Origin of the sequence: Jiangella sp. DSM 45060, assembly GCF_900105175.1 — a bacterium.
GTDB lineage: Bacteria > Actinomycetota > Actinomycetes > Jiangellales > Jiangellaceae > Jiangella.
Window position 1 is genome coordinate 7,085,630 of sequence record NZ_LT629771.1, and the last position, 13,372, is coordinate 7,099,001.

Annotated in this window: 15 protein-coding genes and 1 pseudogene; 6 read left to right on the forward strand and 10 right to left on the reverse strand. The window is 72.6% G+C overall.

Annotation, left to right across the window (positions count from 1 at the left end):
• Positions 1 to 22 precede the first annotated feature (22 nt).
• Positions 23 to 433: a VOC family protein gene (locus BLU82_RS32030; RefSeq protein ID WP_092624850.1), complete on the reverse strand. Its 411-nt coding sequence runs from the start codon at positions 431 to 433 to the stop codon at positions 23 to 25.
• 83 nt (positions 434 to 516) lie between these two features.
• On the opposite strand from BLU82_RS32030, the gene BLU82_RS32035 reads away from it, so the two are divergent.
• The 6 genes from BLU82_RS32035 to BLU82_RS32060 are packed head-to-tail and all read left to right on the forward strand — an operon-like array spanning position 517 to position 4,347.
• Entirely contained in the window at positions 517 to 1,110 is a 594-nt protein-coding gene (locus tag BLU82_RS32035) for a TetR/AcrR family transcriptional regulator (protein WP_092624851.1), read from the forward strand.
• A gap of 34 nt (positions 1,111 to 1,144) precedes the next feature.
• Positions 1,145 to 1,408, forward strand: coding sequence for a type II toxin-antitoxin system prevent-host-death family antitoxin (locus BLU82_RS32040; RefSeq protein WP_197682606.1), 264 nt, complete (start codon positions 1,145 to 1,147; stop codon positions 1,406 to 1,408).
• Positions 1,405 to 1,836: a type II toxin-antitoxin system VapC family toxin gene (locus BLU82_RS32045; RefSeq protein ID WP_092624852.1), complete on the forward strand. Its 432-nt coding sequence runs from the start codon at positions 1,405 to 1,407 to the stop codon at positions 1,834 to 1,836. The genes BLU82_RS32040 and BLU82_RS32045 overlap by 4 nt, the downstream gene beginning before the upstream one ends.
• Before the next feature lie 4 nt (positions 1,837 to 1,840).
• On the forward strand, positions 1,841 to 3,004 hold the full coding sequence (locus BLU82_RS32050) for an AAA family ATPase (RefSeq protein WP_092624853.1): 1,164 nt from the start codon (positions 1,841 to 1,843) through the stop codon (positions 3,002 to 3,004).
• Position 3,005: 1 nt separating this feature from the next.
• Complete coding sequence (locus BLU82_RS32055; RefSeq protein ID WP_092624854.1) at positions 3,006 to 3,530, forward strand: 2'-5' RNA ligase family protein; 525 nt, start codon at positions 3,006 to 3,008, stop codon at positions 3,528 to 3,530.
• A 25-nt stretch (positions 3,531 to 3,555) separates the two neighbouring features.
• Entirely contained in the window at positions 3,556 to 4,347 is a 792-nt protein-coding gene (locus BLU82_RS32060) for a sterol carrier family protein (protein ID WP_157741396.1), read from the forward strand.
• Here BLU82_RS32060 and BLU82_RS32065 read toward each other — a convergent pair.
• From BLU82_RS32065 to BLU82_RS32105, 9 genes and pseudogenes are all read right to left on the reverse strand, one after another.
• Positions 4,344 to 5,084: a zf-HC2 domain-containing protein gene (locus BLU82_RS32065; protein ID WP_092624856.1), complete on the reverse strand. Its 741-nt coding sequence runs from the start codon at positions 5,082 to 5,084 to the stop codon at positions 4,344 to 4,346. The two genes, BLU82_RS32060 and BLU82_RS32065, sit on opposite strands and share 4 nt — an antisense overlap.
• Positions 5,077 to 5,607: an RNA polymerase sigma factor gene (locus tag BLU82_RS32070; RefSeq protein WP_197682607.1), complete on the reverse strand. Its 531-nt coding sequence runs from the start codon at positions 5,605 to 5,607 to the stop codon at positions 5,077 to 5,079. Before BLU82_RS32070 ends, BLU82_RS32065 begins: the two co-directional genes overlap by 8 nt.
• Positions 5,608 to 5,663: 56 nt before the next feature.
• Entirely contained in the window at positions 5,664 to 5,933 is a 270-nt protein-coding gene (locus BLU82_RS32075; RefSeq protein ID WP_092624857.1) for a hypothetical protein, read from the reverse strand.
• A gap of 13 nt (positions 5,934 to 5,946) precedes the next feature.
• Positions 5,947 to 7,631: pseudogene (locus BLU82_RS32080) on the reverse strand (sodium:solute symporter family protein).
• Between the two features lie 89 nt (positions 7,632 to 7,720).
• Positions 7,721 to 9,073, reverse strand: a complete 1,353-nt coding sequence (locus BLU82_RS32085) for a serine hydrolase (RefSeq protein ID WP_172885805.1) — start codon at positions 9,071 to 9,073, stop codon at positions 7,721 to 7,723.
• Between the two features lie 13 nt (positions 9,074 to 9,086).
• Positions 9,087 to 9,539 carry a nitroreductase/quinone reductase family protein gene (locus BLU82_RS32090; protein ID WP_092624859.1) on the reverse strand — a complete coding sequence of 151 codons (453 nt, stop codon included), beginning with the start codon at positions 9,537 to 9,539 and terminating at the stop codon, positions 9,087 to 9,089.
• 33 nt (positions 9,540 to 9,572) lie between these two features.
• Positions 9,573 to 10,991: a rhamnulokinase family protein gene (locus BLU82_RS32095; protein ID WP_092624860.1), complete on the reverse strand. Its 1,419-nt coding sequence runs from the start codon at positions 10,989 to 10,991 to the stop codon at positions 9,573 to 9,575.
• Positions 10,988 to 13,024: a bifunctional aldolase/short-chain dehydrogenase gene (locus BLU82_RS32100; RefSeq protein WP_092624861.1), complete on the reverse strand. Its 2,037-nt coding sequence runs from the start codon at positions 13,022 to 13,024 to the stop codon at positions 10,988 to 10,990. Before BLU82_RS32100 ends, BLU82_RS32095 begins: the two co-directional genes overlap by 4 nt.
• Entirely contained in the window at positions 13,021 to 13,371 is a 351-nt protein-coding gene (locus BLU82_RS32105; RefSeq protein WP_092624862.1) for an L-rhamnose mutarotase, read from the reverse strand. The genes BLU82_RS32100 and BLU82_RS32105 overlap by 4 nt, the downstream gene beginning before the upstream one ends.
• Position 13,372: the final 1 nt, after the last annotated feature.

Here is a 13,372-nt window from a genome sequence, read left to right on the forward strand (position 1 = left end):
TCGGCGTATCCCGACCATTCTGTCAAGATGTGTACTGGCGGGCGTACTCCGCGGTCGGCTCGATCTCCGTGATGACGTCGACCAGCACGCCGTCGGGCGCCTCGACGATGAAGTGTCGCTGTCCGAAGTCCTCGTCGCGCAGCTCCAGCCGGATCGGCAGCCCCGCCTCCGTCAGGCGCGCGTACCAGTCGTCGACATCGGGCACCTCGACGTTGAGCAGCAGCCCGCTGGCCGGCTGACGGAAGCCGTCGGGGATGGTCGGGTGCCGGTGGTCGACGAACGCCAGCTCGATGTGCGCGGCGGCGGGGTGGCGCAGGCTCACGTACCAGCCGGAATCGAAGACGAGCGTGAAGCCGAGATGCTCGACGTAGAAGTCGCGCGCGGCGGCGACGTCGGTGCTGCACAGGACCGGGTAGTAGCCGGTGATGGCCATGGCGTCCTCCTCAGATACCTACCGTTGGTATGTGTCTGTCAGGGTAGGATGCCTACCGCTGGTATGTCAACGGGAGGTGCGCGGTGTCCCCGTCGAAGGCGGAGCAACGAGAGGCGACAGTGGTCGCGCTGGTCGCCGAGGCGCGGCGGCAGTTCGCCGGGTCCGGCTACGCCGGCGTCAGCCTCGCGGGCATCGTCGACGCGCTCGGCCTCACCAAGGGCGCGCTCTACCACCACTTCGCCGGCAAGGCCGCGCTGTTCCGCGCCGTCGTCGAGCAGGTCCAGGCGCAGGTCGCCGACCGCGTCGTCGCCGCGGCCGAGGTCGAGACCGGCTCGTGGGACCAGCTGAGCGCCGGCTGCGAGGCGTTCCTGCGGGCCAGCGCCGACCCCGAGGTACAGCGCATCCTGCTCATCGACGGGCCGGCCGTGCTGGGCTGGGACGAGTGGCGCGCGCTCGACGACGCCTCGTCCGGGCGGCACCTGCGCGAGGCCCTCGTGTCCGTCATCGACGACGGCGTCATCGCGCCGCAGCCGGTCGGGCCGCTGACGCACCTGCTGTCCGGCGCGATGAACGAGGCCGCCCTCTGGCTGGCCCGCTCCGACGACCCCCGCGACCTCGACGACACCGTCGCCGCGCTGATCGCCCTGCTCGATGCCCTTCGTATCGACGTGAAATGACCATGGTGACTATGATGGTCACCGAGGTGATCAGGTGAGTGCCGCCGACATGTGGAGCGTCGCCGAGGCGAAGGCGCGGCTCAGCGAACTGCTCGACACCGTCGTTCGCGACGGCCCGCAGACCATCAGCCGCCGCGGCCGCCCGGTTGTTGTCGTCGTCTCGCTCGACGAGTGGGAGCGCCGCAAGCGGCGACGCGGCACGTTGACGGATTTCTTCGCCACGTCCCCTCTGCGCGAGCTCGGCGGCGAGCTCGAGCTTCCGTCGCGCGACGAGCCGATGCGAGAGATCGGCCTGTGAGCCACCTGCTCGACACGAACGTCATCTCCGAGCTCATCGCCGCGTCGCCCGACCACCGGGTCGAGTCCTGGCTGGCCGGCATCGACGAGGATGCACTGTTCGTCAGCGTGATCACGCTCGGCGAACTGCGCTACGGCATCGAACTGCTGGCCACCGGGCGCAGGCGCGACCGGCTGGAGGAGTGGTTCACCGAGGCACTTCTGCCCCGGTTCGAAGGGCGCGTGCTCCCAGTCACGGACGCCGTCGCGGACCTGTGGGGCCGCATCAAGGCCAGTGCGCGGTCCGCCGGGCGCCAGCTCACGCCGGCCGACAGCCTGATCGCAGCGACGGCGTTCTGCCACGACCTCGCGCTGGTCACGCGGAACACCGCCGACTTCCGGACGATGGGCGTGGAGCTGTTCAACCCCTGGCTCAGCGAGGCCGAGTAGCGCCATGCTGCGGACCATCGCCATCGCGAACTACCGATCGCTGCGCGACGTCGTGCTGCCGCTGACCGGCCTCGACGTCGTCATCGGGGCCAACGGCACCGGGAAGTCGAGCCTGTACCGGGCGCTGCGGCTGCTCGCCGAGTGCGCCAGGGGCGACGTCATCGCGTCGCTGGCGCGGGAGGGTGGCATGCCGTCGGTCACGTGGGCCGGCCCGGAGAAGATCAGCCGGGAGATGCGGTCGGGGGAGCGGCCGGTCCAGGGCACCCGCCGGACGGGTCCGGTCAACGTCCGCATGGGCTTCGCCGGCGACGACTTCGGGTACCTCATCGACCTCGGGTTGCCGCGGCCCAGCGGCGACCCGCCCTCGTTCTTCCAGCTCGATCCGGAGATCAAGCGCGAGGCGATCTGGAGCGGGCCGGTGCTACGGCCGGGCACCTGGCTGGCCGACCGCCGCAACGAACTGGTGCGGGTGCGGGCCGGCCGCGACTGGGAGCACCTGGCCCAGGGCCTGCGCACGTTCGAGAGCATGCTCAGCGAGGTCGCCGACCCGGTCCGGGCGCCGGAGCTGCTGACCGTCCGCGAGCAGGTGCGCAGCTGGCGCTTCTACGACCACTTCCGCACCGACGCCGACGCGCCGGCCCGGCAGATGCGTGTCGGCACCCGCACGCCGGTGCTGTCGAACGACGGCGCCGACCTCGCCGCCGCGCTGCAGACCATCCGCGAGGTCGGCGCGATCGAGGCGCTCGACGCCGCCGTCGACCGCGCGTTCCCCGGGTCGCGGCTGGAGATCGCCCAGCTCGGCGATCGGCTCGACCTCGCGTTCCGGCAGCACGGCCTGCTGCGGCCGCTGGCCGGCGCCGAACTGTCCGACGGCACCCTGCGCTTCCTGCTGTGGGCCGCGGCCCTGCTGGCGCCCCGTCCGCCGGCGCTCATGGTGCTGGACGAGCCGGAGGCCAGCCTGCACCCGCAGCTGCTGCCGGCGCTGGCCGAGCTGATCGTCGAGGCGCGCGCGGCCACCCAGCTCGTCGTCATCACCCACTCGCCGCTGCTGGTCGACCACCTCGGCGACGCCGCGACCCGGGTCGAGCTGGTCAAGGACACCGGCGAGACGTTCATCGACGGGCAGGACCGGTTCGACCGGCCGGCGTGGAACTGGGGATCGCGCTGACATGGCGCTCGCGGTCTGCCTGCTGCTCGACGCGCGGGCCGACGCCGCGGTCCGCCGGCTCTGGCGTCGCCTCGACGAGCGCGGCATCGCTTCGTTGGGCTCGCACACGCACGGCCGGCACGTGCCGCACGTCTCGCTGGCGGTGCTGCGCCGCTGGGACCTCGACGACGTCCGGGCCACCGTCGAGGCGCTGCCCGCAGGTGGACCGGCGCGCCTGCGGTTCGACGGCCTGGGGACGTTCCCGCGCGGGCGCACCTGGCTCGTGGCCGCCGCCGGCGCCGAGCTCGTCGCACGGCAGGAACGCCTCGCCGCCGCGCTCCGCGACACCGGCGCCGACCTGCACCGTCACTACACGCCGGGGTCGTGGGTCCCGCACTGCACCGTCGCGCCGCGTGTCCCGCTCGACGCGCTCCAGGTGGTGGCCGCGACGGTGTACGAGGTGCTGCCGCTGCCCGCCCTGGCCGACCGGGCCGCGCTGATCGACAGCGGCACGGGGGAGCGGTGGCCGCTGCCGCACCTCCCCTGACGGAGCGGACGGGTAGCCTGCCGGGGTGGCGAAACGGATGGACCCGGCCGGGGCGTGGGCGGCGTACCGCAGCGGTCACGAGGCGCTGCGCGGCTGGCTGGGGGAGCTGGCGCCGGAGCACTGGACCGGGCCGAGCGTGCTGCCCGGCTGGACCGTCGCCGACCTCGCGGCGCACATCGCGCTGGTGGCCGACTCGGTGACGGCGACGGCTGCGGCGTCGCGCGGGGTGGCGGCGCACAGCCTCAGCGAGTATCTGACGACGTACGCGGCGGCGGCCGCCGGACTGTCGGACCTCACGCTGGCCATCGCCCGCGAGGCCGGGCACGACAAGGACCGCATCCTCGCCGCCGTCGACGAGCGGTTCGCCGCAGCGCACGCCACCGTCGACGAGCGCGGGCTCGACGACGTCGTGCTGACGACGCGGCGCATTCCGGCCCGGCAGGGCGACTACCTGCTGACCCGCGTCATCGAGATCGCCGTCCACGCCGACGACCTCGCCCGCTCCGTCCCGTCCGTCCCCCCGCCCACCATCCCCCGCGACACCGCGAGGCTCGCCGTCCGCACCCTCCTCGACGTGCTGGCCGACCGTGCGCCGGGCCGCAGCGTCGAGGTGCGGGTCGCGCCGTTCGCCGCAGTCCAGTGCATCGAGGGCCCGCGGCACACCCGGGGCACGCCGCCGAACACCGTCGACCTCACGCCGGCTCTCTGGCTCCGGCTGGCCGCCGGGCGCGTCACGTGGGCCGACGAGCTCGCCGCGGGCACCGTCCTCGCCAGCGGCCAGCGCGCCGACCTCTCGGCGCACCTGCCGCTGTTCTAGTCGCCGAGTTCGGCGGTGTACGTGACGCCGTCGGAGCCGGTGAGGTCGACCCGCTCGATCTCGTAGATGTTGGTGTCGACGGTGCCGCCGGACCCGCCGCCGGCCGCGCCGACCTCGTAGTCGGCGATCGTCTGCGTGCCGTCCTCGGTGACGACCGACACCTCGTACGTCCCCGGCGCCGCGGTGTCGCCGAGCACGGTGAACACCCACGACGGCTCGCCCTGGTAGAGGAACACGTGCCCGACCTGGGTGCCGGCGTCGTCCAGGAGCGGGGCCGCGTGGAAGTAGCGGCCGTTCGCGACGTCGAGGGTCTCGCGGTACCCGGCGGCGAGGTCCCGGTCCTCGGATGTCGCCTGCCAGACGACGCCGGCGCCGCCCAGCCCGGCGATGGCCGCCGCGGCGGCGTACGGCAGCACCCGCCGCCAGCGCCGCGGCCGCAGCGGGGTCACGACGTTGGCGGGCTCCGGCTTCGCCACCGGCCCGGGCTTCGTGGGAGTGGCCGACTCCGCGGCGATGCGGGCCAGGACGGCGCCCTCGAACCCGGCCGGCGGGTCGTGCTCCGGCGCGACCAGCAGCACTTCGTCGGCGACCCGGGTCAGTTCCTCCAGCTCGCGGCGGCAGTCGGGGCAGTCGGCCAGGTGCGCGAGCACGCGCGCGCGATCCGGGCCGCTGGCGGCGCCGGTGGCCACCTCGGCCAGGGCGTCGGCGACCTCGCCGCACCTCGTCGGATCAACCATGACTCACCTCGAGCATCGCACGCAGCCGGGCCAGTCCGGTCCGGATGCGTGTCTTGGCCGTGCCGAGCGGGATCTGCTGGCGCTCGCTGATCTCCCGCGCGGTCAAGCCGAAATGTACTGACAGCAGGACGGCCGTGGCCTGCTCGTGCGGCAGCGCCCGGAGCGCGGTGGTGATGCGGTCGCTGTCAGCGACCCGGTCGCTGTCGTTGGTGGTGGAGATCAGCATCTCCGCCACGACGGCCGGCTCGACCACCACGTCGCGCCGCACCCGCAGGACGTCGATGGCGACGTTGCGGGTGATGGTCAGCAGCCACGTCGACGCCTGCGCCCGGCGTGCGTCGTAGTTGCCGGCGTGCCGCCACGCCCGGACGAACGCCTCCTGTGCCACCTCCTCCGCGATCGCGGGCACGCCCACGACCGACAACGCCAGGCCGTAGACGCGGCCCTGGTGGCGCCGGACGAACGCGGCCATCGCGTCCGCGTCGCCGGCGGCCATCCCGGCGAGAAGCGCCTCGTCCGACACCCTCACATCCTCATATACGTGGCGGGCGGGGGAATCGATTGTGCCTGGACGTGGCGTCAGTCACGGTCGCCGCCGGCGACGGCTTCGGTGTCGACGACGATCGGGCGCAGCCAGGTCCACAGCAGGAAGACGGCGGCCGCGGCCAGCAGACCGATGCCGGTCCACAGGTTGACGTTCATCCCGTCGGTCTTCTCGAGATCGGCGTCGCTGGTGCCGAACAGCCCCATGCCGACCAGTATCGGCCCGAAGACGCAGAACAGCGCGGCGATGACGACGCGGATGTCGAAGGCGCCCGCCCGGCGGGTCCGGGCTCCACTGACGCTCATGGCTCGGCTCCCCTCAGAAGAAGACGATGTTGAGGATGATGATCAGGACGAGCGCGATGCCCGCCATCAGTCCCGGCCGCTGGTACCAGGCCTCGTCGCGGTCCCTCGGATCCTGCAGGTCCTCCTTCGGCGTCAGCCCGTACACCAGGCCGACCAGCTCCGCGGCCGGCTTCGGCGCCGTCCGCAGGCTCACCACCACACTGACGGCGATGTCGACGACGAACGCGGCCCCGGCGGCGAGGAACGCCGAGCCCTGACCGGGCAGGTCGAGGACCCCGGTCTCGGAGAGCACGAACACCGTCACGGCCGACAGCGTTCCCGCCACGAGCCCGATCCAACCGGCCGCCGCGGTCATGCGCTTCCAGAACATGCCCAGGATGAACGTGGCGAACAGCGGCGCGTTGAAGAACGAGAACAGCTGCTGCAGGTAGTCCATCAGGTTCGAGTACCCGGCCGCGATGAACGCCGTCCCGACCGCGGCGACGTCGCGACGACGGTGATGACGCGGCCGACCTTCAGGTAGTAGCCGTCCTCACGGTCCTTGACGACGTAGCGCTGCCAGATGTCGTAGCTGAAGACGGTGTTGAACGAGCTGATGTTCGCCGCCATGCCGGCCATGAACGACGCCAGCAGGCCGGCGATCGCGAGACCGAGCATGCCGTTGGGCAGCAGGTCGCGCATCAGCAGCAGGATCGCGTCGTTGTAGTCGACCCCGGTCTCGGCCGACTGGGTCTGCTTGAACTCGGCCAGTTCCGGCACGATGACGGCGGCGATCATGCCGGGGATCACCACGATGAACGGGATGAACATCTTCGGGTAGGCGCCGATGATCGGCGTGCGCCGGGCCGCCGACATGCTCTTCGACGCCATCGCCCGCTGCACCTCGACGAAGTTGGTCGTCCAGTAGCCGAACGACAGCACGAAGCCGAGCCCGAACACGATGCCGACGACGGACAGGATGCTGGAGTCGAACCCGGCCAGCTCGTTGCCCGGCCAGGCGCTCAGCTGCTCCGTCGATCCCGTCGCGTCGCGGATGCCGCTGGTGAGCCCGTCCCAGCCGCCGACGCGGTCCAGCGCCACCACCGTCAGCGGGAACAGCGCGGCGACGATGACGAAGAACTGCAGCACCTCGTTGTAGATGGCCGCCGACAAACCGCCCAGCGTGATGTAGCTCAGCACGATGATCGCCGCCGCGACGATGGCCACCGGCCGCGGCCAGCCCAGCAGCGCGTTGACCAGCGTCGCCAGCAGGAACAGGTTCACGCCGGCGATCAGCACCTGCGCCAGCGCGAAGCCGATCGCGTTGACCAGATGCGCGGGCCGCCCGAACCGGCGCAGCATGAACTCCGGCACACTGCGCACCTTGGAGCCGTAGTAGAACGGCATCATCACGACGCCGAGGAACAGCATCGCCGGCACGGCGCCGATCCAGAAGTAGTGCATCGTCGGCATGCCGTACTCGGCACCGTTCGCCGACATGCCGACGATCTCGATCGCGCCCAGGTTCGCCGAGATGAACGCCAGCCCCGTCACCCACGCCGGCAGCGACCGTCCGGACAGGAAGAAGTCGAGGCTGTCCGAGACCGCATAGCGCGCCATCAGCCCGATGCCCAGGACGAACACGAAGTAGACCGCGATGAGCGTGTAGTCCCAGAAGCCCGCGTCGAGGCGCAGGCTTGCGTCGGCGACCAGGGTCATCGATACCTCCCGCTGCCGGAGCCATCGGTGACCTTACCCGTGAGTACGAGTCACATTCGCTGTGACGAGATGCGGCGTTTCCGGGGCCGTCAGTGCCAGCCGGCGGCGTCGACACCGCCGGGGACGTCGGCGTGGGGGTCGTACGGGGTGCGGGTGAACACGAACGAGGCGAGATCGAGGTGCCGCACGGACCCGTCGGGATGCCGGACGACGCGCAGGGGCTCGCCGGCGTAGTAGCCGTCGAGGCCGACCCAGCCGCCGTCGCCGTCGGGACGGAAGCGCGACGCCCGGCCGGCGCCGTGGGCCGGGCCGAGCCGCAGCCAGCCGTCGTCGGTGGCCCGCAGCTCGAACGTCGTCGGGCCCCAGTACCAGTGGCCGACCAGCTCGAACAGCTCCGGCGGCACCGCGCCGACGCGCCAGACCGGTGGCGTGCGCGGCTCGGCCGCGGCGAACGCGTCGAGCAGCCTGGATGCGAAGTCGCGGGACAGACCGGCGGTGGTGTTGGTGAGCACGACAGCGCCGTCGCCGGTCTCGACGTCGACCCGCACCTCGGCGAGGAAGCCGGGCATCGAGCCGCCGTGGCCGGTGAACCGGCGCCCGCCGTCGTTCCACAGCTGGACGCCGAGGCCGTGCGCCGCCGTCCACGGCGCACCCGGCACGTCGACGACGACCAGCGGCCGGAACATCTCGGTCAGCGTGTCGGCGGCGAGCAGGCCGTCGGTGCGGCCGCCGAGGAACGCGGCCCACCGGGCGAGGTCGCGCACCGTCGACCACAGCTGCCCGGCCGGTGCCATCGCGCCGCCGTCATGTTCGGGCTCGGTCAGGACGAGGTCGGCGAACGGGTGGACGGCGAGGCCGTGCGCGTGCGGCGCCACCGGCCGCGACGTCGTGCGGTCCATGCCCAGCGGCTCGAGCAGCTCCTCGGCGATCACCTTCGACCACGACCGCCCGTGCAGCCGGCCGACCAGCTCACCGAGCACGCCGAACCCGACGTTGGTGTAGTGGAAGCGCTCCCCGGCCGGGTGCCGACGGCCCAGCTGGCTCGACAGCGACCGCCACGGCCCGCCCGCGGTCCGCTCCCACCACGGGCCGTCGGTCTCGGCCTGCACGCCGGCGCCGTGCGACAGCAGCTGGGCGATGGTGACGTCGCCGATCGTGGTGTCCGGGAGGTGCTTGTCGAGCGGGTCGGTGAGGTCCAGCCGGCCCTCGTCGCGCAGCCGCATGACGGCCACCGCGACGAACGTCTTGGTGATCGAGCCCATGCGGTACTGGGTGTGCTCGTCGGCGTCGCGGCCACCCTCGCGCCCGTCGATGGTGCCGCGCGCGGCGGACCAGACGAGCTCGCCGTCGCGCACGACGCCGGCGGCGACGGACGGCAGCCGGCTGCCGGCCTGCTCTTCGGCGACGAGACGGGCGAGGTCGGTGGCAGTGCTGGGGCGGATCACGGCCCGAAGCCTAACGGGCGGCCGTCGGCTCCAGGACCACCACCGCTGTCTCGGCCGGCCGCCTCGCCGCGTAGACGTCCAGTTCCTTGTCGATGGTCCGCCACACCGCCCACAGCCGGTCCCGCTCGGCGCCCGCGGCGGCCCGCGCCGTCACGGCCAGCGAGGCACCGGCCAGCTCGACGGTCGCGGCCGGGGTGGCCTGCAGGTTCAGCCACCAGGCCGGCTCGGGCGCGGCCCAGCCGTTCATCGCGAGCGTGACGAGGTTCGGGCCGTCCTCGACGTAGCCCAGGACGACCCGGCGCTCACGGCCGGTGCGCCGGCCGACCGTGGTGAGGCGCAGCGTGCCCCATGTGCCGGGCTTCGGCCGCCACAGGCCGAACCGGCCGCCGCTGACCCGGCAGAGCGCGCGATGCAGCGTCCAGAAGGTACGGACGAACCAGCGTGGCGGCACCCGGGCAGGCATCGGCAGACCTCTCGTCGACGGCGTCCGAGACGATCACACGCTAGCGGGTTCGTAACGGTGCACGGCCTGAGTGGAGCGCAGCAGTCGCCGCAGCGCCCACCGGTCGCCGTCGACGGCGCCGTGCGCGCGGGCCTGGACGAGCACGTTGCCCAGCGCGGTCGCCTCGACCGGCCCGGCCAGCACCGGCAGCCCGCAGGCGTCGGCCGTCAGGCGGCACAGCAGCTCGTTGCGGGCGCCGCCGCCGACCAGGTGGACGACGTCGACGGCGCGGCCGGACAGCTCGGCGGCCTGACGGACGGTGCGCGCGTAGGCGGCGGCGAGGCTGTCGAGGATGCAGCGGACCAGTTCCGGACGGGTCCGCGGCACCCGCGACCCGCCCGCGCGCAGCACGTCGGCGATGCGGGCGGGCTGGTCGCCCGGGGGCAGGAAGACGGGGTCGTCGGGGTCGAAGACCGGGCCGCCGGCCGGCACGTCGGCGGCCGCCGCGAGCAGCGCCGGCAGGTCGGCAGGCGGCCCGGCGCGGTTCCACGTCGCGATCGACTCGCTGAGCAGCCACAGCCCCATGACGTTGCGCAGGTAGCGGATGGTGCCGTCGACGCCGCCCTCGTTGGTGAAGTTGGCGGCGCGGCCGGCCTCGGTCAGCACCGGCGCGTCGAGCTCGACGCCGACCAGCGACCACGTGCCGCAGGAGATGTAGGCGAACCGCTCGTCCGCGGCCGGCACCCCGACGACGGCGGACGCGGTGTCGTGCGACCCGACGGCGGTGACGACGGCGGACGGGTCCAGCCCGGTGTCGTCGAGCACCTCGGGCAGCAGCGGCCCGACGACGTCGCCGGGACGTCGCAGCGGCGGGAACAGGTCGCGCCGGAGTCCGAGCGTGTCGAACAGGGTCGCCGCCCACGCACCGGACCGGACGTCGAGCAGCCCGGTCGTCGACGCGTTGGTCACCTCGGTGCCCCGCACGCCGGTCAGCCAGGACGTCAGCAGGTCGGGCATCAGCAGGGCCTGCGCGGCCGTCCCGGCGGCGGGGTCGACGGCCAGCTGGTAGATCGTGTTGAACGGCAGGAACTGCAGCCCGGTGACGGCGTACAGCTCGCGTTCGCCCAGCTCGGCGTGCAGTTCCGCGGCGCCGGACGTCCGCCCGTCGCGGTAGTGGTACGGGTTGCCCAGCAGCGCGCCGGACCCGTCCAGCAGGCCGTAGTCGACCGCCCACGAGTCGATGCCGACGCTGCTCAGCACCTCGCCGCCGGTGATCGCGCGGGCCGCCTGCCCGAGCCCGTCCAGCACGTCGCGGTACAGCCGCAGCACGTCCCAGTGCAGCCCGTCGGGCAGCCGCACCGGGACGTTGCCGAAGCGGTGCACCTCGGTGAGGTCCAGCCGCTCCGCGCCGACCCGCGCCAGCATGACCCGGCCGCTGGAGGCGCCGAGGTCTACCGCGGCGAGCGTGGTCATCGCAGGAACGCCGCCGCGACGCCGGCGTCGACGGGGATGTGCAGGCCGGTGGTGTGGGAGAGGTCGCCGGCGGTGAGGGCGTAGACGGCGTTGGCGACGTGTTCGGGGAGGACCTCCTTCTTGAGGAGGGTGCGTTGGGCGTAGAAGGCGCCGAGTTGGTCCTCGGCGACGCCGTAGACGGCGGCGCGTTGGGCGCCCCAGCCGGCGGCGAAGATGCCGGAGCCTTGGACGACGCCGTCGGGGTTGATGCCGTTGACGCGGATGCCGTGCTCACCCAACTCGGCGGCGAGCAGGCGGACCTGGTGGGCCTGGTCGGCTTTGGTGGCGCCGTAGGCGATGTTGTTGGGCCCGGCGAACACGCCGTTCTTACTGGCGATGTAGACGATGTCGCCGCCCAGGCCCTGCCCGGTCATGACGCGGGCGGCTTCGCGGGAGACGAGGAACGACCCGCGGGCCATCACGTCGTGCTGCAGGTCCCACTCCGCCGCGGTGGTGTCGAGCAGGGGTTTGGAGATGGACAGGCCGGCGTTGTTGACGACCAGGTCGACCCCGCCGAACGCCAGCACCGCCTGCCGGAACGCGGCCGCGATCTGCTCCTCGCTGGTGACGTCCACCGTCACCGCCACCGCGGTGTCGGTGGTCCCGATGCCGGCGGCGACCTCGGCGGCGGCGTCGGTGTTGAGGTCGGCGACGACGACGCAGGCGCCCTCGGCGGCCAGGCGCTGCGCGATGGCCTTCCCGATCCCGGACCCCGCACCGGTGACCAGCGCCACCCGCGTGGCCAGCGGCTTGGGCTGGGGCATGCGGGCCAGTTTGGCCTCTTCCAGCGACCAGTACTCGATCCGGAACTTCTCCGACTCCGGGATCGGCTGGTAGGTCGAGACCGCCTCGGCGCCGCGCATCACGTTGATCGCGTTGACGTAGAACTCGCCGGCCACCCGGGCGGTCTGCTTGTCCTTGCCGAAGGAGAACATCCCCACCCCGGGGATCAGCACGATCGCCGGGTCCGCACCCCGCATCGCCGGACTGTCCGCGGTGGCGTGGCGCTGATAGTAGGCGGCGTACTCGTCGCGATAGGCCGCATGCAGCACCCGCAACCGTTCCACCACCTCGTCCAGGGGTGTGGTGGGCGGGAGGTCGAGCACCAGCGGGCGCACCTTGGTGCGCAGGAAATGGTCCGGACACGACGTGCCCAACGCCGCCAGCGCGGGGTGCTTGTCCCGGGCCAGGAAGTCCAGCACCACGTCGGTGTCGGTGAAGTGCCCCACCTGCGCCTTGTCCGTCGACGCCAGCCCCCGGATCACCGGCGCCAGCGCCGCCGCCCGGGCCCGCCGCTCGCCCTCGGGCAACGCCGCGTACCCGTCGACCAGCGGCCCGAACGGGTCGGCCCGGCCGCGCTCGACCAGGAACGACTCCGCCGTCCGGATCATCCACAACGAATTCGCCTCACACTCCTCGCTGGTGGCGCCCCACGCGGTGATCCCGTGCCCGCCCAGCACACACCCCACCGCGTCCGGGTGCGCGGCCTTGATCGCCGCGATATCCAGCCCCAACTGGAACCCGGGCCGCCGCCACGGCACCCACACCACCCGATCGCCGAAACACTGCTTCGTCAACGCCTCCCCGTCGGCCGCGGTGGCCAACGCGATCCCGGAATCGGGGTGCAGATGATCCACGTGCGCCGCGTCCACCAGCCCATGCATCGCGGTGTCGATCGACGGGGCCGCGCCGCCCTTGCCGTGCAAGCAGAAATCGAACGCGCCGACCAGCTCGTCCTCCCGCTCCACCCCCGGATACACGTCCACCAGGGCGCGGACCCGGTCCAGCCGCAACACCGCCAACCCCGCCGGAGTCAGCGTGCCCAGATCACCACCGGAGCCCTTCACCCACAACAACTCCACCGCACCACCGGTCACCGGATCCACCCCGACACCCTTCGCCGACGTGTTCCCACCCGCATAATTCGTGTTCCGCGGATCCGAACCCAGCCGGTTGCTGCGCTCGATCAACTCCGTCACGACAGCGTTGCTCATCGGTCCTCTTCTCGGGGGACGACGGCCAGTTGGTCGTCGAGGTTGAAGGCTTCGTCGAGGTAGCGCCAGTTCTCGTCCGGGCGGGAGCCGTGGGCGAACAGCCGGGCCATCTCGTCCTGCCAGCGGCGGTTGACGTCGGTGGCCTGCATGGCGGCCTGCGACGCGGCGAGGTCGTCGGCCTCGGCGTAGCCGACCAGCAGGCCGTCGTCGCCGACGAAGATCGAGTAGTTGCGCCAGCCGGCGTCGCGCAGCGCCACCAGCAGCTCCGGCCAGACCGCCGCGTGCCGGCGGCGGTACTCGTCGACGAGGTCCGGCCGGACCTGCGACACGAAGCAGTACCGCGGCATC